Below are 24,303 nucleotides of genomic sequence, written 5' to 3'. Positions count from 1 at the left end.
CTTAAACGCTGAGCGCGGCGCGCAATTGCGCTTCGAGCAGAGCGGCATCCAGTTCCTGGCCGATCAGCACCAGACGCGTGGTGCGCGCTTCATCGGCGCCCCACTGACGGTCGAAATGCTTGTCGAAACGCGTGCCCACGCCCTGGATCAGCAAGCGCATCGGTTTGTTCGGGATCGCCGAGAATCCTTTGACGCGCAGGATGCCGTGCTGGACTACGAGTTGGGTCAGCGCGTCGAGCAGCAGGCTTTCGTCAGCTTGCGGCAGTTCGATTGAGATCGAATCGAAGGCGTCGTGATCGTGATCGTCTTCACCTTCATGGTGGTGATCGTGATGGCTGTGACGGCTGTCGATGTGTTCTTCGGAACCGGCACCGAGGCCGATCAGCACGTCCAGTGGCACACGGCCGCTGCTGGCTTCGATGACTTTGACGGCGGGCGGCAGCTCTTCGGCGACTTCCAGGCGCACACGGGCCAGGTCTTCAGGGCTGATCAGGTCGGCCTTGTTGAGAATCACCAGGTCGGCGCTGGCCAGTTGGTCGGCGAACAGCTCGTGCAGCGGCGATTCGTGGTCCAGATTCGGGTCGAGTTTGCGCTGGGCATCCACTTGATCCGGGAACGCGGCGAAGGTGCCGGCGGCGACGGCCGGGCTGTCGACCACGGTGATCACCGCGTCAACGGTGCAGGCGCTGCGGATTTCCGGCCACTGGAAGGCTTGAACCAAAGGCTTTGGCAGGGCCAGACCCGAGGTTTCGATCAGGATGTGGTCGAGGTCGCCGCGACGGGCGACGAGTTCGCGCATCACCGGGAAGAACTCTTCCTGGACGGTGCAGCACAGGCAGCCGTTGGCCAGTTCGTAGACGCGGCCGTTGGCCTCTTCTTCCGTGCAGCCGATAGAGCACTGTTTGAGGATTTCGCCGTCGATGCCCAGTTCCCCGAACTCGTTGACGATCACCGCGATGCGGCGGCCTTGTGCGTTGTCGAGCATGTGCCGCAGCAAAGTGGTTTTGCCCGAACCGAGGAAGCCGGTAACGATGGTGACGGGGAGTTTGGCCAGTGTTTTCATCGGATGCCCTTTGGCAAGGTGGCGGGCATACGGGACGACAATCGCAGCGACGGGCGCGCGCGGAAGAGTTCGCCACCGGATCACCCCGCCCGGTTGTAGTGAGAATCTGTGTCGAGGCAGGTCTCCTGGCTGACGGTGTGCCGGGCGGTTGGCCTGGCGTTGGCTGCGCCTTCCCGCGACCCCGTTGGACAGGGCTTGCAGTGGCGTGGCAGCGAACATCACCGTTCACAGTTGCGGGGGCAGCCGCGGCATCGACCGCGTTCCCTTCTTAGCTTCGGCCGATGCCGAAGAACCTCGAAAGCGCAAGGCTACGCATCGTGTGGGGGCGGGTCAATGTTCACATGACATCGGCGGCGCTCCCTTCGCGAGCAAGCCCGCTCCCACATTTGACCAAGTTCCTTCAGAGAGATGCGGTCGAATGTGGGAGCGGGCTTGCTCGCGAAAGGGGCTCATCGGTTCCGAGTTGAGAACCCCTGCCAATTGACGCCCAACCCCCGCCCATGCTCTCCTACACGCCTTGTTACGGGTGCCCTTCACAGGGTGAAACGGGAAACCGGTGAATCATGTGCTTTACTCAAAGCCATGTCAGTCCGGTGCTGCCCCCGCAACGGTAAGCGAGCGAAGCGTCAAATCCACTGTGCCAGCAGTTCGGCATGGGAAGGTGATGCTTGCAGGTTCAGGCGCAAGCCTTGGCCCCTCGTGAGCCCGGAGACCGGCCCGCAACACAAAGTGACCACTACGATCACTGAATAACAAACCCGCGGTGGGCGGGCGCTGTTGAACCTCTGCGTGCCCGACTCGCAGGGGTCTTCCATGCGCTCTATTCACCCGCTGACAGACCAGAGGGAAGCGCCATGTCGATCATCAGCAGCACCGGCCACAGCACCGCCAGCACCACCACAACCCTGAGCCAACGCCTGACCGCCGCCGTGTGTGCGTCGATCCTTGGCGCGTGCCTCGTCTATTTCGCCGGTTTCTCGCACATCGAAGCGGTACACAACGCCGCGCACGATACCCGTCACAGCTCCGCCTTCCCGTGCCATTGAGACCTGCCGACATGATCAAGCGTATCGCGCAAACCGCAGGTTTCACCGGGCTGCTGGCCGCCCTGTTGCTGACCCTGCTGCAAAGCTTCTGGGTTTCTCCGTTGATTTTGCAGGCGGAAACCTACGAAAAATCCGAGCCGGCCGCGGTTGAAGTTCACGAACACGCCGCCGGTGTCGCCGCTCACACTCACGACGCCGAAGCCTGGGAGCCGCAAGATGGCTGGCAGCGCGTGCTGTCGACCACCGGCGGCAACCTGGTGGTAGCCGTCGGTTTCGCCCTGATGCTCGCCGGTCTCTACACCTTGCGTGCACCGACCAAGACCTCTCAGGGCTTGCTTTGGGGCCTGGCGGGTTACGCGACCTTCGTACTGGCGCCGACCCTCGGCCTGCCGCCTGAATTGCCGGGCACTGCCGCCGCTGATCTGGCCCAACGGCAACTCTGGTGGATCGGCACGGCCGCCTCCACGGCTGTCGGCATTGCGTTGATTGTGTTCAGCCGTCACTGGCTGATGAAGATCCTCGGCGTGGCGATTCTCGCCGTTCCGCACGTGATCGGCGCGCCACAACCGGAGGTGCACTCGATGCTGGCTCCGGAAGCCCTGGAAGCGCAATTCAAAATCGCTTCACAGCTGACCAACGTCGCGTTCTGGCTGGCTCTGGGCCTGATCAGCGCCTGGTTGTTCCGTCGCAAAAGCGATGGCCAATACCACGCATGATTGATCCCCGCACAGCGCCGACGTTAGTGGTCGGCCTGGGCTGCCAGCGCGGCTGCCCCGCCAGCACGCTGCGGGCGCTGATCGATCAGGCTTTGCAAGCTCATAAAATCGAACTTCATCAGATCAAGGCCCTGGCCAGCATCGACCTGAAGCGTAATGAGCCTGGCCTGATCGAACTCGCCGAACAACTCGCGTTGCCGCTGATGTATTTCAGCAGCGAGCAATTGAAAGGTTATAAACCGCAACTCAGCCACCATTCGGACATCGCGTTCGAACGCACCGGCTGCTACGGCGTGGCGGAAAGTGCCGCCCTTGCCTTGGCCGAACACCTGGCCAACGCACCGGCGAAACTGCTGATTTTGCGACAAAAATATGCCCAGGCCACCCTGGCGTTGGCCTGCGTTGCGTAAGATCCCCGATAATCCCCACCTTCGATCATGAGCAATCTTCATCTGAAGCCTTGCCCAAGCCCCTGTTCTGACAGACTCTCTATTCAAAGGAACGGACGATGACCGTCTACTTCATTGGCGCAGGTCCCGGCGACCCGGAACTGATCACCGTCAAAGGCCAACGGCTGATCCGCAGTTGCCCGGTGATCATCTATGCCGGCTCTTTGGTACCCGCCGCCGTGCTCGAGGGCCATTGCGCCAAACAGGTGGTCAACAGCGCCGAGTTGCACCTTGAACAGATCATCGAACTGATCAAGACCGCCCATGCCAAAGGCCAGGACGTCGCGCGGGTGCATTCGGGTGATCCAAGTCTATATGGGGCGATTGGTGAGCAGATTCGTTATCTGCGCGAACTCGGGATTGCGTTTGAAATCGTTCCCGGGGTCACGGCGACTGCGGCGTGTGCGGCGCTATTGGGGGCAGAACTGACGTTGCCCGACATTTCACAGAGCGTGATTCTGACCCGTTATGCCGACAAAACCGTGATGCCGGCCGGTGAGGAACTGGGCAGCCTGGCGCAGCATGGGGCGACGATGGCGATTCATTTGGGCGTGCAGCATCTGGAAAAGATCCTCACCGAATTACTGCCGCATTACGGCGCGGACTGCCCGATCGCGGTGATTCATCGGGCAACGTGGCCGGATCAGGATTGGGTGGTGGGGACGATTGAAGACATTGCCGGGAAGGTTGCGACGAAAGGGTTTCGGCGTACGGCGTTGATTCTGGTGGGTCGGGTGTTGGGGAGTGATCAGTTCAGCGAGTCGTCTTTGTATCGCGCCGGGCATGCGCATCTCTACAGGCCCTGATCGTTCCCACGCTCTGCGTGGGAATGCCTCAACGGACGCTCTGCGTCCGCTTTTGGGACGCGGAGCGTCCCTGGCTGCATTCCCACGCGAAGCGTGGGAACGATCAAAAAAAACGGCACTCACGGGTGCCGTTTTTTTATATCTGCAGCGAACACCTTACTTAGTAGTAGGCGTTTTCTTTCTGCGTATGGTCAGTTACATCGCGAACACCCTTGAGCTCGGGAATGCGCTCGAGCAAGGTGCGCTCGATGCCTTCGCGAAGGGTGACGTCTGCCTGGCCACAGCCCTGGCAACCACCGCCGAACTTCAACACCGCGATGCCGTCATCGACCACATCGATCAGGCTGACCTGACCGCCGTGGCTCGCGAGCCCCGGGTTGATCTCGGTTTGCAGGTAATAGTTGATGCGCTCGTTGATCGGGCTGTCGGCGTTGACCATCGGGACTTTGGCGTTAGGCGCCTTGATGGTCAGTTGGCCGCCCATGCGGTCGGTGGCGTAGTCGACAACCGCATCGTCCAGGAAAGCTTCGCTGAACGAGTCGATGTACGCAGTGAAGCTTTTCAGCCCCAGCGCGGTGTCTTCAGGTTTTTCTTCGCCCGGCTTGCAGTAGGCAATGCAGGTTTCGGCGTACTGGGTGCCAGGCTGGGTGATAAAGACGCGGATGCCGATACCCGGGGTGTTCTGCTTGGAGAGCAGATCAGCCAGATAATCGTGGGCGGCGTCGGTGATGGTAATAGCGGTCATGGAAACTCCTCGCAGGCTTGGGCGCAGTTTACGCCAATCATCGCGCCGTACAAAGTCCTAGTATTTTTGTCGGGAAAGAGCCGGATCAACGTTGAGTGCCGATTCGCCGCAAATCCAGCCTAAAAGCCAACCGAAACCACCACACATCCTCAGTTGGAGCGGCGGCGCCTAATAGATCTGACACCGGCCAGCAATCAACGGTCGATCAAAGATTCTCGTACCGGTTCATGTCCAGCACGCCCTCTTCCACCGGCTCGGTTTCGTGGAGGTAGCGGCTCAGGTCATGGAAGTAAAACCAGAACTGCGGATGGCTGCGGCGAATGCCCCAGCGCTCGACGATTTTCTCGAAACGGTGCGCGTCCTTGGCGTTTTCCATGGCATCGACGAACGCCGGTACCTGGTCGGCGGGAATGTTGAACATGAAATTCGGGTAGCTGCTGAGCACGCCCGGAAAAATCGTCACGGTGTCGAGCCCTGGCTGATAACGCCGCGATTCACCGAGCAGGAACGCCACATTGCTGTGGGCCCGGTTGCGCAGCAGGCTGTAGACCTCGCGCTTGCCTCTCGCCGTCTCGATGCGCAGCATGGTCGCTTCCGGCAACTGGTCGATAACCTTCAGGCCAGCCGCCGGGCGTGAAGTCAGGCGACTCAAGGCCTGTTCGGCACTCTGCAACGCCGGGTCGATGTTCGGTCGCGAGCAGTACGCGCCGTCGCAGCGGTTGATCGGATCGGGCCTGGCGTTGAGTTCACCGTAACGGGTCAGCAACTGCATCGCGAAGTCGCGCTTGGGGTCTTTCTCGTCCAGTTTCAACGCCGTCGGCGTGTCATTATCGATGGCCTCGTAATCCAGCCACATCTTGAATTGGCCGCCGGCCTGGTACCAATCATTGAGGTAATCGTCTCGCGAATCGGCCGGCATCAGGCGCAGGAAATTCTGCTCGGCACCGTTGCGGATCAGGTCGAAGTACAGGCGCGTCTGCGCCTGGTGGGACACGTTACCGAACACGTCGAAGTTGACCGCCAACTGATAATACGTGCGCTCCAGCAGCGGGAAGTCGAACAGCCAGATTGTTTGCGGCACGTCGCCGATCAGGCCCTTGTTCACCGAAGCACTGTCGAAATGCCGAAAGATGCTCAGCAGCGCGTTGTCGTTGCCGGCCCACAAGGTCGACCAGCTCGGCGCTGGCAGTTCGGCGTAGTTGTCTCGACGCAACGCTTCGTACTCGTTGCGTTTGTTGCGGTAGTCGTGCCACAGGCTCAGGACGCTGCCGACGTCGTCGTTTTGCCCCGGCATGGCCAGCAACGGCGTGGCCTGGCCGCGATAGTTCGGGTCGGTGATGTAGAGGTCGTGTTCCGGCGCCTGGAACAGCGCCCAGAAGTTATCGCGAATCACATCGGTGGCGATCTGGCCGCGGCAGACCGGGCCGCGAATGAAGGTGCGCACGAAGTATTCGGCGTTATCGAGCATGAACTGATAACGCGCCTGTGCGGGGATCGCTTCGAAGGTGGTGAACGGGTTGGCCCGGTGGTCAGGTCCGTATCCCGGCAAGGCGTTGACCTGCCATTGACCGTTGTAAAACAGGCTTTTGATCCGCGCCATCTTGGCCGCGCTCAGCGGATAGGTGATGTGGGTCTTGTGCACAATCACGCCCTGCACCGGCCACAAGCGGTAATACACTTGAGTGCCTGGATCGTCGTTCGGACGTCGGGTATTGATCAGGTCGATAGGCTGCCCGGTCGGGGTTCGCGAGCGCACCCACTGGAAGTAGTGCCCCGGCTCGCCGTCTTTGAAGTAGAGATGGGCAAGGAACCAATGCTCGAACAACCAGCGGCCGACCAGGCTTTGCCGCGCACCCGGGGCGTTGAGCAGATTTTCCCACTGCACCACCTGCAAGGCTTCCTTCGCACTCGGCACCAGGCCTTGCTCGTCAATGGGCGCACCGGAGGCCAGCCAGCGTTGCAGCGTCTGGTATTGCTGGTCGGTCAGGCCGGTGACCGCCAGCGGCATGCCTTCTTTCGGGTGGGTACTGGCGTAGCCGTCGAACTCCGCCGGCATGGCGCACATGTTGTCCCGGTTCAGGCCCAGGACGATGTCTTCCGGCAACTTGGCATTGGGTTGCAACGGCGTTGTGTGGCCCAGTTCCAGCATTCGTGCCATCAACGCTGCCTGACTGCCTTGGGCGTCGAGGACCGAATAGAAGCCCTTCTGCTGCCAGGCGCGTTTACCGAACGCGTCATAAAACAGCCGGGTCGGCGCAGCGGCCTGGCTGCGCTCGCCGTCGTAGACCGGGGTTTTGGTCGCGCCACGCGCCACCCCTTCGCCGCTGCCCAAATTGAGCTGACAGGCGGAGTCGTAGCACGCATGGCAGGCCACGCACTTTTCGGTGAAGATCGGCTGGATATCCCGGCTGTAGGAAATGGCAGGGGAAATCGCGGGATCTTGCGCAGCGGCATCCCAGCTTAAAAGCAGCACAAAAATGCTGGTGATGACGCGATACGACATGTCCCTGGTCCCGATCATGAAAAAACGCCGCGATTCTACCGGTCCGGCACCCGCACCAACATGAGCGATATTCATGCAAAACCGGCACATGCTCTAAAACCGCACAGGTTTGCTATGATTCCGGCCCTTCGTCATGGTCTTTCCGAGTAGTCCCAATGTCCGATCGCAGTGTTCGCCTCCAAGCTCTCAAGCACGCCCTCAAAGAGCGCATCCTGATTCTCGATGGCGGCATGGGCACGATGATCCAGAGCTACAAGCTCGAGGAGCAGGATTACCGTGGCAAACGCTTCGCCGACTGGCCGAGCGACGTCAAAGGCAACAACGATCTTCTGATATTGACCCGCCCTGACGTGATCGGAGGCATCGAGAAAGCCTACCTGGATGCCGGCGCCGACATTCTGGAAACCAACACCTTCAACGCCACCCGGATTTCCATGGCCGATTACGGCATGGAAGAACTGGCCTACGAACTGAACGTAGAAGGTGCCCGCCTGGCGCGCAAGGTCGCCGACGCGAAAACCCTCGAGAACCCGGACAAGCCACGCTTCGTCGCCGGCGTGCTCGGCCCGACCAGCCGCACCTGCTCGCTGTCGCCGGACGTAAACAATCCCGGTTACCGCAACGTGACGTTCGATGAACTGGTGGAAAACTACACCGAGGCCACCAAAGGCCTGATCGAAGGCGGTGCCGACCTGATCCTGATCGAAACCATTTTCGACACCCTGAACGCCAAAGCCGCGATCTTCGCCGTGCAAGGGGTTTACGAAGAACTGGGCGTCGAATTGCCGATCATGATTTCCGGCACCATCACCGACGCCTCTGGCCGTACCCTGTCCGGCCAGACCACCGAAGCGTTCTGGAACTCGGTGGCCCACGCCAAGCCGATTTCCGTCGGCCTGAACTGCGCCCTCGGCGCCAGCGAATTGCGCCCGTACCTGGAAGAGCTGTCGAACAAGGCTGGCACCCACGTTTCGGCGCACCCGAACGCCGGCCTGCCGAACGAATTCGGCGAATACGACGAGCTGCCGTCGGAAACCGCCAAGGTCATCGAAGAATTCGCCCAGAGCGGTTTCCTCAACATCGTCGGCGGCTGCTGCGGCACCACGCCGGGCCATATCGAAGCCATCGCCAAAGCCGTGGCCGGTTATGCGCCGCGCGAGATTCCGGACATTCCAAAGGCTTGCCGCCTTTCTGGCCTGGAGCCGTTCACGATTGATCGCAGCTCATTGTTCGTCAACGTCGGCGAGCGGACCAACATCACCGGTTCCGCCAAATTCGCCCGGCTGATCCGTGAAGACAACTACACCGAGGCGCTGGAAGTTGCCCTGCAACAGGTTGAAGCCGGCGCCCAGATCATCGACATCAACATGGACGAGGGGATGCTCGATTCGAAGAAGGCCATGGTGACCTTCCTCAATCTGATTGCCGGTGAACCGGACATCTCCCGCGTCCCGATCATGATCGACTCCTCAAAGTGGGAAGTGATCGAAGCCGGCCTCAAGTGCATCCAGGGCAAGGGCATCGTCAACTCGATCAGCATGAAAGAAGGCGTCGAGCAGTTCATTCATCACGCCAAACTGTGCAAGCGCTACGGCGCCGCAGTCGTGGTGATGGCCTTCGACGAAGCCGGCCAGGCCGACACCGAAGCGCGCAAGAAAGAAATCTGCAAACGCTCCTACGACATTCTGGTCAATGAAGTCGGCTTCCCGCCGGAAGACATCATCTTCGACCCGAACATCTTCGCCGTGGCCACCGGTATCGAAGAGCACAACAACTACGCCGTGGACTTTATCAACGCCTGCGCCTACATCCGCGACGAACTGCCGTATGCGCTGACCTCGGGCGGCGTGTCCAACGTGTCGTTCTCGTTCCGAGGCAACAACCCGGTGCGTGAGGCCATTCACTCGGTGTTCCTGCTGTATGCGATCCGCAACGGCCTGACCATGGGTATCGTCAACGCCGGTCAGCTGGAGATCTACGACCAGATCCCGGCCGAACTGCGTGACGCCGTGGAAGACGTGGTGCTCAACCGCACGCCGGAAGGCACCGACGCCCTGCTCGCCATCGCCGATAAGTACAAGGGTGATGGCAGCGTCAAGGAAGCCGAGACCGAAGAGTGGCGCGGCTGGCCCGTCAACAAGCGTCTGGAGCATGCGCTGGTCAAGGGCATCACCACGCACATCGTGGAAGACACCGAAGAATCGCGGCAGTCGTTCACGCGTCCGATTGAAGTGATTGAAGGCCCGCTGATGTCAGGCATGAACATCGTCGGCGACCTGTTCGGTGCCGGCAAAATGTTCCTGCCGCAGGTGGTGAAATCCGCCCGTGTGATGAAACAGGCCGTGGCCCACTTGATTCCGTTCATCGAACTGGAAAAAGGCGACAAGCCAGAAGCCAAGGGCAAGATCCTGATGGCCACGGTGAAAGGCGACGTGCACGACATCGGCAAAAACATTGTCGGCGTGGTGCTCGGCTGTAACGGCTACGACATCGTCGACCTCGGCGTGATGGTCCCGGCAGAAAAGATCCTGCAAGTGGCCAAGGAGCAGAAGTGCGACATCATCGGCCTGTCCGGTCTGATCACGCCTTCGCTGGATGAAATGGTCCATGTGGCGCGCGAAATGCAGCGTCAGGATTTCCATCTGCCGTTGATGATCGGTGGCGCGACCACCTCCAAGGCGCACACCGCGGTGAAGATCGAGCCGAAGTACAGCAACGATGCAGTGATCTACGTCACCGACGCTTCCCGCGCCGTGGGCGTGGCGACTCAGTTGCTGTCCAAGGAACTGAAACCGGCGTTCGTCGAGAAGACCCGCCTGGAATACATCGACGTTCGCGAGCGCACCGCCAACCGCAGCGCCCGCACCGAACGCCTGAGCTACCCGGCCGCCATCGCCAAGAAGCCGCAGTTCGACTGGAGCGCTTATGAGCCGGTGAAACCGACTTTCACCGGCTCCAAAGTACTGGACAACATCGACCTGAAAGTCCTGGCCGAATACATCGACTGGACGCCGTTCTTTATTTCCTGGGACCTGGCCGGCAAGTTCCCGCGCATCCTCACGGACGAAGTGGTCGGTGAAGCTGCCACCTCGCTGTACGCCGACGCCCAGGAAATGCTGGCCAAACTGATCGACGAAAAACTCATCAGCGCCCGTGCGGTGTTCGGCTTCTGGCCCGCCAACCAGGTGCGTGAGGATGACATCGAAGTCTACGGCGATGACGGCAAGGCGATTGCCAAACTGCATCACTTGCGTCAGCAGATCATCAAGACCGACGGCAAGCCGAACTTCTCGCTGGCCGACTTCGTTGCACCGAAGGACAGCGAAATCACCGACTACGTGGGTGGCTTCATCACCACCGCCGGGATCGGCGCCGAGGAAGTGGCCAAGGCTTATCAAGACGCTGGCGACGATTACAACTCGATCATGGTCAAGGCCTTGGCCGACCGTTTGGCCGAGGCGTGTGCCGAATGGCTGCACCAGCAAGTGCGTAAAGACTACTGGGGTTATGCCAAGGACGAGACGCTCGACAACGAGGCGCTGATCAAAGAGCAGTACACCGGCATCCGCCCTGCTCCCGGCTACCCGGCCTGCCCGGATCACACCGAGAAAAGCACCCTCTTTGCCTTGCTCGACCCTGAAGCCAGCGAAATGCAGGCCGGCCGCAGCGGCGTGTTCCTCACCGAGCACTACGCGATGTTCCCTGCGGCAGCAGTCAGCGGCTGGTACTTCGCTCACCCGCAAGCGCAGTATTTTGCGGTGGGCAAGATCGACAAGGACCAGGTGCAGAGCTACACGTCGCGCAAGGGGCAGGAATTGAGCGTGACCGAACGCTGGTTGGCGCCGAACCTCGGGTACGACAACTAACCCCCCAACTGGCCGCAATACCTGCGGCCAACAAAGATCCCCTTGTGGGAGCGAGCCTGCTCGCGATGAGGCCATGACAGTCGATATCAATGTGACTGTCAGGCCGCCATCGCGAGCAGGCTCGCTCCCACAGGTGTTTTGGGTCGTTCACAAGTATCCGGTTCAACCCGATCAAGTGTGGGAGCGAGCCTGCTCGCGATGGCGGTGTAACAGTCAACGACACTGTTGAATGTTATGGCCCCTTCGCGAGCAGGCTAGCTCCCACATTTGGTTTGTGCATGCCGTGGATTGTCTATGCTTAGCTCTCACACATAAGTGACGAGGGATTTATGGACGATCCAGTCGACAACAAGCCGCCGACGTTCTGGCAGATGCTGCACAGTGTCATGGCGGCGGCGTTCGGGGTGCAGAGCGGGAAGAATCGGGCGCGGGACTTCACCCACGGCAAACCGAGTCATTTTGTGATTCTGGGGATTCTGTTCACGGCGGTGTTTGCATTGACGCTGTTCGGCATCGTGCAGTTGGTGGTGCATCTGGCGGGACGTTAGCGCATCAGGGTTTGCAGGCTGAACGGATAGCGATAGGACGTTGGCCGGCCCTTGGCCGACAGGCGACGGAAGTTCACCTCGTAATTCGGTGATGCGCCCAAGGCCAGTAATCGTTTGGCCTGGGCCTTGTCGATCAGTTGCGGTAACGGAATCAGCCGGTCACGCCCGCCGTACTGGTCCAGGTCCACGCCCATTTCAAGGTCATGCAACTCCACCAGCGCCCAACCGCCCAACGTGAAGTGCCCGCCCAACAACACGCTCATGCGGCCGTCAACCAGCGCCTGCAACGAGGCTGGCGACGCGTTCACCGCGCTGAACAACGCATCTTTGCCAGGCACTCCACCCGTCTCCGAATACGCCTGCATGGCGCCAAAGGCCATTTCGTCGTTGGCCGACCACACCAGCGAAACCTTCGGGTAACGCCGGAACAGTAATTTGGCTTGTTCATAGGCCCGACCCCGGGTCCAGCCGCCGTAAACCAGTTGGCGCAAACGCACTTCAGGGTGTTCGGCCAAGGCGCGCATCATGCCTTGCTCGCGCAGCTGCGCCGACGGCGTGATCTTCAGGCCGGAAAACGCCAACAGCTCGATGACCTCACCGGGCGCCACCGGTGGATGCTGGCGAATCAGCTCCTTGAGCATCAGGTAGCCGCCCTCCTCATCGTTCGGCACCAGGCTGCCCAATCGATCAGCACGTTCGCCCAGCAGGCTCAGCTGGTTGGCCGTCAGCGCAGCATTGACCGTAAACAGCTTGACCCCGCTGCCTTGGGCCAGACGCAAAATCTGCGGGGCGACGTACTGTTCGTTGACGAACACCAGATAGTCCGGACGATCAGGACCTTGCAGCGCAAGGCGGGCTTGCGCCACGGTGAGCTCGGGCATGCGTTGGGAATAGAGAATTCGCAGGTCAATGCCCAGATCCGTGGCAGCCGCCTGCATGAATTGCGAATAGCTGAGCCAGAAGGCTTCGTCCGTCTTCCCGGGATTCAGGAACAACACCGACTCCGCGCGCGCAGCAGGGCCGTAAGCCGCACCCAGCATCAGCAGGAAGGGGTAGAAAAACTTCAACATTAACGTCCGACCCCCCGGAAATTTCGCCGCGCATTATAGCCAGCGAAGTCCCGGCAAACGGCGTTTATTCCGGTTTTTGTCCGACAATCGTCGGAACCGGGCCCGGACGGGGTCGGTTATTGATGGCTGACCCAAAATACCGCAGTGCCCACGACCAGGATGATCAGAAACAGAATCGCCCAAGCATCGACCGTGCTGTCAGGCTTTGTCGCTTTGGTAGGGTTGCTCATTGCATCGCCTCTTGTCGGTTTTATCGGTGATTGCATAAAGACTCGACCACAGTAAAGACGACGATTGCCCGTACGACAAATACGGGTTTATCAATAACGGTTCTCGTTAGTCGATTTGGTTCTTTACATATACTCAAACATCACTTTTGCGCATAACTGCAAACTGGTATCTTGCCCCGGCTCCGTAGGGAGTGCGCGGCCGTGCGCGCAGAATTGCCGAGGCAGTATCGGAGACTTCAGCAAGCGAAAAACGCCACTGATCCGACCGGCCCAAGCCTGAGAACAGGACTTATATGTACGTATACGACGAGTACGATCAGCGGATCATCGAGGACCGCGTCAAGCAGTTCCGAGATCAGACCCGACGCTATCTGGCAGGCGAGCTGAGCGAAGAAGAATTCCGCCCCCTGCGCCTGCAAAACGGGCTTTACATCCAACGCTTCGCGCCAATGTTGCGGGTGGCGGTGCCTTACGGCCAACTGACTTCGCGCCAGACGCGGATGATGGCCAGGATTGCCCGCGACTACGACAAGGGCTATGCCCACATCAGTACCCGGCAGAACGTGCAGTTCAATTGGCCGGCGCTGGAAGACATCCCGGACATTCTCGCTGAGCTGGCTACCGTGCAAATGCACGCGATCCAGACCAGCGGCAACTGCCTGCGCAACGTCACCACCGACCAGTTCGCCGGTGTCGCTGCCGACGAGCTGATCGATCCGCGCCCGTGGTGCGAGATCGTCCGTCAATGGACCACGTTCCACCCGGAATTCGCTTACTTGCCACGCAAGTTCAAGATCGCAATCAACGGTTCGACGTCCGACCGTGCGGCCATCGAAGTCCATGACATCGGCCTTGAGCCGGTGCACAACGCCGCAGGCGAGTTGGGCTTCCGTGTGCTGGTGGGCGGTGGCCTCGGCCGTACGCCGGTGGTGGGCGCGTTCATCAATGAATTCCTGCCGTGGCAAGACCTGTTGAGCTACCTCGACGCCATCCTGCGGGTCTACAACCGCTATGGCCGTCGTGACAACAAGTACAAGGCGCGGATCAAGATTCTGGTCAAGGCGCTGACGCCTGAAGTCTTCGCACAGAAAGTCGATGCGGAAATGGAACACCTTCGCGGTGGCCAGACCACGCTGACCGAAGCCGAAGTGCATCGCGTCGCCAAACACTTCGTCGATCCGGACTACAAGGCCCTGGATAACCAGACTGCCCAACTGGCCGATCTCGACAAAGAACACCCGGGTTTCGCGCGCTGGCGTACCCGCAATACCCTGGCTCACAAGAAGCCAGGTTATGTGGCCGTGACCCTGTCCCTGAAGCCGACCGGTGTTGCACCGGGCGACATCACCGACAAGCAGCTCGATGCCGTGGCCGACCTGGCCGATCGTTACAGCTTCGGTCAACTGCGCACCTCCCACGAGCAGAACATCATTCTGGCCGACGTAGAACAGACCCAACTGTTCGCGATGTGGGGCGAGTTGCGCGAACAAGGTTTCGCCACGCCGAACATCGGTCTGCTGACCGACATCATCTGCTGCCCCGGCGGTGATTTCTGTTCGCTGGCCAACGCCAAGTCGATCCCGATTGCCGAATCGATCCAGCGTCGTTTCGAAGACCTGGACTACCTGTTCGACATCGGCGAGCTGGACCTGAACATCTCCGGCTGCATGAACGCCTGTGGTCACCACCACGTCGGCCACATCGGCATTCTCGGGGTGGACAAGAAAGGCGAAGAGTTCTACCAGGTGTCCCTCGGTGGCAGCGCGAGCCGCGACGCCAGCCTGGGCAAGATCCTCGGCCCGTCCTTCGCCCAGGAAGCCATGCCTGATGTGATCGAGAAACTGATCAACGTGTACATCGAACAACGTACCGAAGACGAGCGTTTCATCGACACCTATCAGCGTATTGGCATCGACCTCTTCAAGGAGCGCGTCTATGCAGCGAATCATTAAGAACAACGAAATCGTCGACGAAACCTGGCACTTGCTGCCCAAGGATTTCAACATCGACGAGATCAGCAACTGCGACGACCTGATCGTCCCGCTGACGCTGTGGCGTGAACACAGTCGCATGCTCAAGGCCCGCGATGGCGGTCTGGGCGTGTGGCTGGATGCCGATGAAGAAGCCGAAGAAATCGGTGACGACGTGGATCAGTTCAAGGTGATCGCCCTGAACTTTCCGGCCTTCACCGATGGCCGCAATTACTCCAACGCCCGTCTGCTGCGCGACCGCTATGGTTTCAAAGGCGAACTGCGGGCGATCGGCGATGTGCTCCGCGACCAGCTGTTCTACATGCACCGCTGCGGGTTCGACGCCTTTGCCATTCGCGCCGATAAAGACCCGTACGAAGCCCTTGAAGGTCTCAAGGACTTTTCGGTGACCTATCAGGCCGCCACCGACGAACCGCTGCCGCTGTTCCGTCGCCGCTGATTGGCAAACCTTGAACCCCGTCCGGGGTTCAAGGCCCCCTCCTTCGCTCAGAAACCGGCACGCTCCTCCAGCGCCCTGAACGCCACCATTGGGTGATCAAAGCGCCCGCTGCCGCGAATCATCCGCCCCCACATCTCGTCCGTGGTATCTGCTTCTTGCAAGAGTCGCCAGACCCGCACCTGAAGTGGCAGGTAACTGACCCGAAAGTCGGCCGTCAGGCTCAGCCGGTCTATTACCGCTAGAAACCGCGTGCCGGAGGGTTTACTTGCCAGGCGCTGCCAAACGGCTTGCCGGGACTCTCGCAACCCTTCGTCGCAGTCTCGTAACCACACCGTCGGCGTGCCATAGTCTGCGCCCGGCGCGCTCAACCACAGATTGATTCCCGTTTGTTCACGATGACTGACCAGCCGGCGCAATGTGTCCTCGTCGGTCAACGGATTCCCCCAGAGCAGCAAGCGGTCGTCTGCCACCCCCTGATTCATTACCGCTGGTGGAACCCGCGTAATGTGGTTGTCGCGCAGGTCCAGCAGCGTCAGATACGGATCATCCTTGATCCCGACCGGGCAGCGGGTAATCCCGGTATTCCTCAGGTTGAGCTGACGTAATTTGTCCATGCCCAGCACCATAGGCGGCACACCCAACGGGTTGTCGCTCAGGTCCAGCGTTTGCAAGTGAGCCAGATCACTCAGTTGTGAAGCGGCGCGTTCAGTGAACACCAGCTCCGTGGCTTGCAGGTTGAGTGTGGTCAGTTTGGGCAACTGGCCCATGACTGACGGCAAGGCGCGCCCGGTGGCACCTCCCACGAAGAATGGACGCAAGTCGAAACGTTCCAGGTTCAACACTTCAAGGTTTGGAAAATTCGCCAGGAACCCGTTCAAACTGTCGTGCACGGTCAAGTGAAAACCTCGCATCGACAATTCGATCACATCGTTGAGCCTGACATTCAGGGCGGGTAACCGGTGATAGTCCTCGAACGTCAGATCCAGCCTGACACCACGCAGTTGTCCGCCTTCATAGAGACGATCCTGCAGCGGCCCGCGTTTTTGCCAGATGGCGACAAGCTCCTCTGCAAGCTCTGTCCTGACCCCTCGCTCTTGTTGCAGGGCGGTGTGCAGAACATGGGCATTGTGCACGGCGATTTGCGCATGATTCATACCCTCCGCTTCCTCATCCCCCATGGCTACGAAGGGGACATCCATGTCGGCAATGTCTTGCGCTGCTTGATCGATCCAGTCGCTCAGTTCGGTATTGAGCTGAAGCAGTTGCTGATTCAGCTGGTCGATATACGCCTGCACCCTGCCCTCCGCGAGTTGCATCACCTGATCAATGCCTGCATCGCTGATGTCCGGATAAATCTCCTTGAACTGCAACTTGATCGCTTGCAACTTCATGGCTTCGCCCTGAGGAGTCGTCGGGTAGCCGCCGCCGCGCAGCCCCTGTGGTTCGAAGGTCATTCCACTGTCCATCCGTTGCAAACCGAGCAGCGTTTCAGAGCGGGACAATGCCCGTTCGCCGAGGTTGAGCCGCAACTCGCTGGCCGGATCCGATGAAGTGAGATGCAACGCCGAGCGTTCCTCGTTCGTCAGCACGCCGAGCATCGCATCGTAGAAATCCGTTTGCCGGCCTTGCCGCAGGTAACGGCTTCCCACCTTGATCACATTTCGACAATGAGCGGTATCAAGGGGGCCGCAACGGTCAAGCACCCGGCCAGTGGAGGAGCCGTCGAGGACCTCGATTCGCAGATCCTTCGGCCAGCCGGGCAGGTTTTTCAGGGAGTGCAATGCCAGTGTGTCTGTCTCGGCGCTCACGACCGAGCGCAGATAAAAGCCTTCATAAGCTCGGTCGAGTCGTACGTGCTGCTGGTATTGCCGTGCCTTGCCGTCCAGACGTGCGAATAGTTGACGTGCCTGCGCACTATCGGGCGCTTGCAGGATGTCCACCCCATAGCGGTCAAGCATTTGCTCGATGGCAATCGTTGGCAGGTCCGGGTATTGCTGCTGAAAAATCCGGACCCACTCATGCTCCGACTGTTGAAGCGCTTCGTAATGTTGATTGAATAGCGCAGGGTCCCCGGCCGGGGCGAGATCCTGATCGATCTTGAAACGGCTGATCGTGTCCGCCAGCAAGGGCGTCGGTGGCCGGCCCGTGTTCATCAACCGCAGCATGTCGTCGTCAATCGCGCTGACCTTGGCGATCTGCGCCAGGACCTCATCACTAAAGGAGGCCACCGAGGGACCGATTCCCCGGACGAGTTCAACCCGGTTGTTCAAGGGCGTGGGGGCAACGGTTGGTTCCGATGCAGGCCGGGGCCCGTGCTCTCCTGGATCAGCCTCGGTTTCGCGGGTACGCTCTGCGATGGTCTCGGCCTCGGCAGCTTCACCCTTCAGCGCCGACTCTGCCCCCAGCATCGGCAACGCATTAAGCAAGCTGAATACCGTACGCGTCCGACCCTCCGAGCGTTGGCTCGGCGTTTCGCCGTTGACAGCCTGATCCAGGCCATAACCGCCGTCAATGAGCCCGGCCAATGCCAACACCCCCTCACCTGCGGGGACGAACAAGGCGAGCGGGCCAAACCGGTTCACCCATTGCACAACGGGTTCGACGACGGCACTCAACTGATCCCGGTTGACCTGCGCGTCGTCACGGATAGTCTGGATGTTCGACCGTGCAGCCTGCTTCATCGTCAGCACCAAGCGGGCAAACGGATCGGTGCCGGCGTCCGGATCGTTGTAGCCGATGTACTCGTTCGGATCCCAGTAGCCGTCGTTGTTGAAGAATCCGGCGTTGTGGCTCAGCCAGTGTTTTGCAGGATAAAGCGCCATGCCATCCAGCGCCGTCAGCACACCGGCGTGAAACATACCGTCTTGGCGATCGTCCTCAGCGAAGTGGCGGGCCAATGCCTGCCGGCGCTCGCTGGACTTGCCCTGCACGACAATCCATTGGTGCAGTTGTGTGACATCGGTGAATTCGTGTAGCGGGGAAGAATTGCCAGGGATGTACATCAGCACGCGGGCACAGGTGGTGTCACGAAAGACCCAGATGTCGGTCGCGGTGTAACGGTACAGTTTCAGAAGGCCGAACCTGACGGTTGACGGAACGCGAACCGTTGCCTGCAGTTGGTCGAGGCTCAGCGTTTCCCACGGCTGATCGCCCGGCAAACTTGCCGCCCGCATCGCCAGCGCCAGCCCTTTTTGCGTCAGGCGCTTTTCATGAAGCTGCAACCAGGCGGCCATGACAAACGCCGCTTTGACCGACGTTCTCAACCCGTAAGGCCTGGCTGCAACGAGCACTTCATCGGCCGGCCAGGCCTGGGCGAGATACGCTTGGTACAAGTCCTTCAACTCCAGCTCCCAGACCCATTTCTTGAAATCGGCGGGCCTCAGATTGATCTGGGTCAGCGGTCCATAAGCTTGCGGTGTGGTTTTGCGGTAAATGCCTTCGTACGTCTGGTGATTGCCGCTGCCGTGATCGGCGAATTCGTCGACGTTATCGACTATCCGAACCGACGGCCCGACGTCCGGCGGCGTGTACAGACCGAACGCGGTTTCAGCGAAGCGACCGTCACCCACGGTCTGATAGTTGGACAACAGCGCTTGCAGCAGCGAACGGGAATTCGCCACCCGCCCCTGCTCGATACCGTTCTCTGCTGGATAGCCCTTGTAGTTGTAATCGAGGGTGACCAGCAAGGCCGTCTGCGGATCAATATCCGCCCCCCACTTTTCCTTGATCAAGCGTTCGCCAAACTGGCCAGGGGATTGTGGCAAGGCGAGATCGACAACGACTTTCAATTCGTCACGCCATTTCGGGATTGCCGACGGAGACAGGCTGTCAGCCGTATCGGGAGGCAGATCGTTCATTGGGCTGCTCCCGATTGGGTGCTGGAACCCGGGACCGGGGGTGCGGGATTGCGTGTCAATGCCGCGCCAGTGAGTTGCCTGATCAATGCCCTCCGTTCATTTTTGAAGTTGTCAAAAATGGCATTCATACGTTCGGTGGCAACCGCGCGGGCGAGTTCAACCTGCCCCTCCAGCCGCGCATACTCCTGCGCTGACCGGTCGACGATCGCCAGGAACCGGTCTGCATGTGAGGTCTCCAGGTATTCCACCCAAAACCGTTGAATGATGATCCACTCCAGCAACGCGCTGGTGCGCTCCGTTGTAAGGACTTTCTCACCAGCCCGATCCAGCGCTGCTTGAGTCACCTCGACATTCCACGCCGAAGCCATCGCCCTTGGCTGAGCGGGCAAGCCCAGGCGTTCGGCCAGACCCACGCGATACGCCAGACTGATCTCCAAGGCATGCTCGTAGCTTGGGGACTGGGCGCCGGTCCGCGTATTGATATCCGCCAGCGCGAGCCCCTCGACCTCATGTAGCCGGAACAATCCCCTGAGCAGGGTGATCAGTTGCTGCTCCAGAGAAGCAGCCCCGGTGATGGTTGCGGCCATGGCACGATAAAACAAGACCTGCACTTCCATCTCACTGAAGAGTGCCGAGTAGCCATCCGCACTGAACCTGCCGACCTGAGCCGAACGAAACAGCGAGCGCCGCAAGCGATCATCTTCAGCCGCAGCCTCAAGGACATTCCAGACCCGCTGGCTGAAGTGATTGAAAAGATGTTTGTAATCGGCGGTCTCGGACAGCCGCGCAAGCACATTGAACAACCCCCTGGAGTCCGGATAGGCTCGCAAAGAATCCCACACCCCACGCTTGCGCTGGGTTTCAGCCGAGCCCAGCCCTGCGAGCCAAACTGAACTTTGCGCTTCGGTCGGCGAATATACACCTGAGCGACGATACTCCGACGCAATGACCCCAAGACTCACGCCGGTTTTCTGTTGATGCGCAGCGACCTTCTTCAACGTGTCGGCTGACAAAGGGTTGCCATGAAGGTTGGTGCCCTTGTTCGGGACCGCATGGCCCTTGAATACATCCTCCGGAAGGGTGTCTATCTGATTGTCGCGTAGATCGAGCTCTCTTAGCCGGGGCAGACTGGAGGCGCCCGAAGGCCAGGTTTTAATTCCGGTCCCTTGCAGGTTCAGGTGCTCCAGGTGTTGCAGCTTGCTGACATCGGGAACCCTCGTGAGGTGCGGATTAAAGGCCAGGTTCACCGATTGCAGGCTGGTCATGTCCGCCAATTGCGTCACCGACTCAGCCGTCAGTTGAATCAGGTTGTCGCTCAGATCCAGATGAACCAGCCTGGACATCGAGCCCAGCGCCAGCGGCAACCTCGTCAGGTGATTACCTCTCAATGACAGGCTGCGAAGGTTTTTGAAGTTTTGCAACAAAGCGTTGAGTCCGGCGCTGGCTCCCACACCGTCCATCACCAGCCTCTCCACATGACTGAAGTCGGCAACGATGACCGGTAATTCTCCCAGAGGCTCGGCGTCGAACTCGAGGGTGGTGAGAAGCTTTTCGCCCGATTCAGTCGCCTCGGGCTCGTTGCGCCAGCAACGAATGATCGCCTGAGCGGTGCGGTATTTGCTGAGCCGCTTGACTTCCAGCCTTGAGCCATCCGGCTGCTGATGCCAAGTTTGTCGAGCCACCCATTGACTCAATACCTGCCTGACGGTCTGAAATTGCAACCTGAGCGCTTCCAGCTTCTTCAAAACGTTTGTCACGTTCCTCCCCAGCGCATTCACCAAGGCGTGAATGTCTGCCGGAGAATGCATCGGATACAGTTCCAGCGCCCGGCGTACCAGGACGTCGTGGGTATTTTTGATGACCAGAGGCTCCGAAAAACCTGGAGAAGGCGACGTAACGGTTCTGTCAGCCAGCTTCATGGGAGAGGCATAGCCCGCCCGCGAAGGCTGAGCCTCGATCAGTTGCGCAATGGCTGTGCGCCGCGTCAGGGCGAGCTGCGTTATCTTCTGTCGCAACGCCGCCCCACCATCGTCCAGATTCACGCCCAGCGCGGTTTTGCGCTGCGCCGAAAGTCCATGCCAGAGTGCTTTGAAATAATGTTCGCGGGTACGTTTCTGGAATGTGGTCGCTGGTTTGCTGACGTCGACAGACACGCTATATCGATCGGGATGAACGCTGACCTGCAGCTTCTCCGAAGCGCTCGCCAATCCAATACTGGTCGACTCGCTGCTGGTACCTGAGGAGGCCTGTATCTGAACCCTGGCATTACCGGTCCATCCGGGCAGTTGCTCAAGGGTGTCGAGTACCAGACGGTCCGTGGAGAGTCCACCCACCGCGTTAAGGTACAACCCTTCGTATGCCCGACTGACACGCATCAGCTGCAAGTAGCGACGGGCTTCTTCTGCCAGTCGCAACGGAACGTTGCCAGCATCCAGACTGTGTGTTTCTCCGGCTTCGGCGTACCGCACCAGTTCTTCGGCAATCGCCGTGGGTAAATGGGGAATCTTGTGCATCAACACCGTCACTCGAGCATCACTCGCCACTTCGGTGCGTTTATAGATCCGCTCGAACAATGCGAGTTTATTGCTTTCGGCTTGATCGGCAATGATCTTTGTCAAGGTCGCAGCCCCGGAGGTTGCGTCCGAAGTGTTCGAGCCCAGAAGGGTTTTGCGTTGAGCACTGTCCAGGGCCGTCAGCAGCGAGCTATGCAACTGCCCTTTGTGCAACGCGTCCTGATTGAGACTGACAGTTTTTCCCGATACCGCAGTGGCCGCGCCATAAAAGCCCGTTTGCCGACCGACAGCATTCAGGACTTTGACGGCGGAGTAGCTCGGCCAATGGCTGGACGTCGTCAGCAGGTGCAATTGCAGATCAGGGTCTGCCAGGGAAGCCGAGGATGGAGTTTTCAACTGCTCGATGAAGTTCGTGACCGCAGCATCAGCCCGAAACCGTTGCACCGTATCGACCAGCAAGGCCGGGGGCCTGCTGCGGTCAACGTGTGCCTGGCGCAAAACGGTGTCATCGATCCCGCAGACCGCAAGGATTTGCGTTGCGGCGGTATCTGGAAACTGATCGCTGGTGTAACCGAAACGGCGAAACAATTTAAGCCGATCCCATTCCTGCGGCAGTTCCGAGTCATGGCGCCATGCCCCGGCATCGTTGGTTTCGAGCAAGGGTGAATAGGTCCCATCATTACCGACCGGAAGCATCACCTCCCATAGATCAGTCTCCGTTTTTGGACGTACCGCATAAAGACTCGTATCGATGGGAAGGTACGCCTGGCCCCCCATCCAATGCAGTCCTCGGGCATCAGGCGCGAGCTCGCGGGGTAATCGCCGGCTCTGTTGATAGACCGCCAAGTCCGGATTCCACAACCGGCCTCGGGAGTCCGCGCCCGGGACTTTCCTCAGGCGCTCTATGAATATGGATGTCCTGATGGTTTTGTAGGCTTTGCCGACGGCCGCCGAACCTGCTGCAAAAGCAGCCATCAGGATCAGGTTTTCGATGGTATCGAACAGGTAATCCGTAGCCTGCTCCTGCTCGCCCCTGGACCAACTGGCGACGCCTTCATAAACCTCAGACAGTAGATCCATGACCGTCACTGCCAACAGGATATGGCCAACAAACGGAACGAACGATGCACCGAACAACAGAATATTGAGGCTTATGGACTTGTAGGTCTCCAGCCTGTCCAGTCGGGACTTTTCGTCCTCATCGTCGGTGGGTACCACCAGAAGCCGGGAATCGGCAATAACCTGGTTGGCATGCTGACGAAAAATCTCCTGAAATACATCGCCTTGTACGGCTGCACCAGACACAGACACATAAATGCTGGTCGCGGGGAGCGGCGAGGAAACGGGCGAAGACAACCCTTTATCAAGGGCTTGCTGAAAAGCCGACTGTTCACCCAGCTTGATGTAACGCATGAAGAATTTCCGGAATACGGCGCCCTTCAATCGGCGGCTCAACTCCACCTCGAAATCATTGAACGACACATACTCCTTCAACGGATGCAGCGGGTCGTCCGGCAGATAGACCACGCAGCGGTTATCGTCATGCTTTCCGGTCGGCCCGATAAACATTGCACCATTGATCGTTACATCAAACATCTTCAGCGTCTGATAACCCAGTGTGTTGTCACCCAGTTTGACAGGCTGCTGATCCTTGACAGCCTTCAACGCCTTATATACGTCTGAACTGACAGTCTTTTTCATCAGTGCCACATGCCGCTGCACTTCAAAGCTGTTCTTTGCGTGTGCAACATAGTTGTTGCGCAACTCGTTAACCCCGGATGCCGGTTGGAACAATGACTTCACATGAGCCTGGTATTGCTTTCCCAAGTCAAGTTTGCGGCACAATGCAGCAAACTCATGGGGCTCTATCGATACTATTTTATTGGCCGTACCAGTGATTGTCTCGGGGATATAAATTAATGACGTATCACTATAGTTTCCGGCCAGCGTCTCGCTGAGCTCGAAGTTTTCGCAGGCGGCGCAGAGCAAGTCCCGGTCAATCGGCAGGACCAGTTTCTTACGCAGCCCCAGCAGGCTGGACGTTGAACGTACGTGCTGGAAGATAACGCCTGCCGTATCAAATGGTGTGCCCAGCTTGTCCGACATGGCTTTGGCCAGCAACGGCGTGCAGAAACTTTCAGGCGATTCCAAGCCTTTCAGGATATCGGCAAGTTCATTTCTTGAATGATGACTGGCGATCAGACTTGTATAAAGTTCACCCCGCAGTTGACTCGACGCGGTCAACAGCCAGGCGGGGGCATTACTTTTAATCAGATCAAAAAAAACACCCTGTTGATCTGGCGTTAACACAGGCGTGTTTGAGTTTGTGGGTAAAGAAGACATTGTGATCACTCGAAACTGACTAGGACCCCTAGCCTATCGAGCCGATTTTTTTGAAAGTGCTACATATATATCGCCACAAAAAAAGGCCCCTTTCACTGCATGACAATGAAAGAGACCT

14 protein-coding genes and 2 riboswitches are annotated in these 24,303 nt (G+C 59.2%); of the genes, 8 read left to right on the top strand and 6 right to left on the bottom strand.

The annotated features are described in order from the left end of the window. Position 1 precedes the first annotated feature (1 nt). Positions 2-1,063, bottom strand: coding sequence for a cobalamin biosynthesis protein CobW (gene cobW, locus ACA072_RS13155; protein ID WP_497624680.1), 1,062 nt, complete (start codon positions 1,061-1,063; stop codon positions 2-4). A gap of 98 nt (positions 1,064-1,161) precedes the next feature. Further along, a riboswitch (cobalamin riboswitch) is annotated at positions 1,162-1,375 on the bottom strand. Between the two features lie 195 nt (positions 1,376-1,570). Next, positions 1,571-1,798: riboswitch (cobalamin riboswitch) on the top strand. A 119-nt stretch (positions 1,799-1,917) separates the two neighbouring features. Between cobW and ACA072_RS13150 the strand changes: the two genes are divergently transcribed. From ACA072_RS13150 to cobM, 4 genes are all read left to right on the top strand, one after another. Continuing rightward, the gene (locus ACA072_RS13150; protein ID WP_084322810.1) at positions 1,918-2,109 is read left to right on the top strand and encodes a CbtB domain-containing protein; all 192 of its coding nucleotides are present in this window, start codon (positions 1,918-1,920) and stop codon (positions 2,107-2,109) included. Between the two features lie 11 nt (positions 2,110-2,120). Continuing rightward, entirely contained in the window at positions 2,121-2,825 is a 705-nt protein-coding gene (locus ACA072_RS13145; protein WP_497624679.1) for a CbtA family protein, read from the top strand. Further along, on the top strand, positions 2,822-3,235 hold the full coding sequence (locus ACA072_RS13140; protein WP_497624678.1) for a cobalamin biosynthesis protein: 414 nt from the start codon (positions 2,822-2,824) through the stop codon (positions 3,233-3,235). Before ACA072_RS13145 ends, ACA072_RS13140 begins: the two co-directional genes overlap by 4 nt. Before the next feature lie 98 nt (positions 3,236-3,333). Further along, the gene (cobM, locus tag ACA072_RS13135; protein WP_497624677.1) at positions 3,334-4,080 is read left to right on the top strand and encodes a precorrin-4 C(11)-methyltransferase; all 747 of its coding nucleotides are present in this window, start codon (positions 3,334-3,336) and stop codon (positions 4,078-4,080) included. Between the two features lie 160 nt (positions 4,081-4,240). Here cobM and nfuA read toward each other — a convergent pair whose 3' ends face one another. Both nfuA and ACA072_RS13125 read right to left on the bottom strand, forming a co-directional pair. After that, positions 4,241-4,825, bottom strand: a complete 585-nt coding sequence (gene nfuA, locus ACA072_RS13130; RefSeq protein WP_008035804.1) for a Fe-S biogenesis protein NfuA — start codon at positions 4,823-4,825, stop codon at positions 4,241-4,243. 205 nt (positions 4,826-5,030) lie between these two features. Then, entirely contained in the window at positions 5,031-7,328 is a 2,298-nt protein-coding gene (locus tag ACA072_RS13125; protein ID WP_497624676.1) for a fatty acid cis/trans isomerase, read from the bottom strand. Between the two features lie 155 nt (positions 7,329-7,483). Between ACA072_RS13125 and metH the strand changes: the two genes are divergently transcribed. Both metH and ACA072_RS13115 read left to right on the top strand, forming a co-directional pair. Then, positions 7,484-11,194 (top strand): methionine synthase, encoded by a 3,711-nt coding sequence (metH, locus tag ACA072_RS13120; protein ID WP_497624675.1) that lies wholly within the window; start codon positions 7,484-7,486, stop codon positions 11,192-11,194. Between the two features lie 329 nt (positions 11,195-11,523). Then, entirely contained in the window at positions 11,524-11,742 is a 219-nt protein-coding gene (locus ACA072_RS13115; RefSeq protein ID WP_497624674.1) for a DUF2970 domain-containing protein, read from the top strand. Here ACA072_RS13115 and ACA072_RS13110 read toward each other — a convergent pair. Then, complete coding sequence (locus ACA072_RS13110; protein WP_497624673.1) at positions 11,739-12,812, bottom strand: ABC transporter substrate-binding protein; 1,074 nt, start codon at positions 12,810-12,812, stop codon at positions 11,739-11,741. The two genes, ACA072_RS13115 and ACA072_RS13110, sit on opposite strands and share 4 nt — an antisense overlap. A gap of 523 nt (positions 12,813-13,335) precedes the next feature. On the opposite strand from ACA072_RS13110, the gene ACA072_RS13105 reads away from it, so the two are divergent. Continuing rightward, positions 13,336-14,994, top strand: a complete 1,659-nt coding sequence (locus tag ACA072_RS13105; RefSeq protein WP_497624672.1) for a nitrite/sulfite reductase — start codon at positions 13,336-13,338, stop codon at positions 14,992-14,994. Further along, positions 14,978-15,472 carry a DUF934 domain-containing protein gene (locus ACA072_RS13100; protein ID WP_497624671.1) on the top strand — a complete coding sequence of 165 codons (495 nt, stop codon included), beginning with the start codon at positions 14,978-14,980 and terminating at the stop codon, positions 15,470-15,472. Before ACA072_RS13105 ends, ACA072_RS13100 begins: the two co-directional genes overlap by 17 nt. A gap of 47 nt (positions 15,473-15,519) precedes the next feature. On the opposite strand, the gene ACA072_RS13095 is transcribed toward ACA072_RS13100, so the two are convergent. Beyond that, positions 15,520-19,329, bottom strand: coding sequence for a dermonecrotic toxin domain-containing protein (locus ACA072_RS13095; protein WP_497624670.1), 3,810 nt, complete (start codon positions 19,327-19,329; stop codon positions 15,520-15,522). Further along, positions 19,326-24,185: an NEL-type E3 ubiquitin ligase domain-containing protein gene (locus ACA072_RS13090; RefSeq protein WP_497624669.1), complete on the bottom strand. Its 4,860-nt coding sequence runs from the start codon at positions 24,183-24,185 to the stop codon at positions 19,326-19,328. The genes ACA072_RS13095 and ACA072_RS13090 overlap by 4 nt, the downstream gene beginning before the upstream one ends. Positions 24,186-24,303 lie beyond the last annotated feature (118 nt).

The organism is Pseudomonas sp. LBUM1656, assembly GCF_059716065.1.
Note: the sequence above shows the minus strand (reverse complement) of the source record. Positions and strands in the feature narration are given on the sequence as shown.

Coding starts and splice junctions, on each gene's coding strand:
- cobW (WP_497624680.1), bottom strand. CDS start 1,063: ATGAAAACACTGGCCAAACTCCCCGTCACCATCGTTACCGGCTTCCTC.
- ACA072_RS13150 (WP_084322810.1), top strand. CDS start 1,918: ATGTCGATCATCAGCAGCACCGGCCACAGCACCGCCAGCACCACCACA.
- ACA072_RS13145 (WP_497624679.1), top strand. CDS start 2,121: ATGATCAAGCGTATCGCGCAAACCGCAGGTTTCACCGGGCTGCTGGCC.
- ACA072_RS13140 (WP_497624678.1), top strand. CDS start 2,822: ATGATTGATCCCCGCACAGCGCCGACGTTAGTGGTCGGCCTGGGCTGC.
- cobM (WP_497624677.1), top strand. CDS start 3,334: ATGACCGTCTACTTCATTGGCGCAGGTCCCGGCGACCCGGAACTGATC.
- nfuA (WP_008035804.1), bottom strand. CDS start 4,825: ATGACCGCTATTACCATCACCGACGCCGCCCACGATTATCTGGCTGAT.
- ACA072_RS13125 (WP_497624676.1), bottom strand. CDS start 7,328: ATGTCGTATCGCGTCATCACCAGCATTTTTGTGCTGCTTTTAAGCTGG.
- metH (WP_497624675.1), top strand. CDS start 7,484: ATGTCCGATCGCAGTGTTCGCCTCCAAGCTCTCAAGCACGCCCTCAAA.
- ACA072_RS13115 (WP_497624674.1), top strand. CDS start 11,524: ATGGACGATCCAGTCGACAACAAGCCGCCGACGTTCTGGCAGATGCTG.
- ACA072_RS13110 (WP_497624673.1), bottom strand. CDS start 12,812: ATGTTGAAGTTTTTCTACCCCTTCCTGCTGATGCTGGGTGCGGCTTAC.
- ACA072_RS13105 (WP_497624672.1), top strand. CDS start 13,336: ATGTACGTATACGACGAGTACGATCAGCGGATCATCGAGGACCGCGTC.
- ACA072_RS13100 (WP_497624671.1), top strand. CDS start 14,978: ATGCAGCGAATCATTAAGAACAACGAAATCGTCGACGAAACCTGGCAC.
- ACA072_RS13095 (WP_497624670.1), bottom strand. CDS start 19,329: ATGAACGATCTGCCTCCCGATACGGCTGACAGCCTGTCTCCGTCGGCA.
- ACA072_RS13090 (WP_497624669.1), bottom strand. CDS start 24,185: ATGTCTTCTTTACCCACAAACTCAAACACGCCTGTGTTAACGCCAGAT.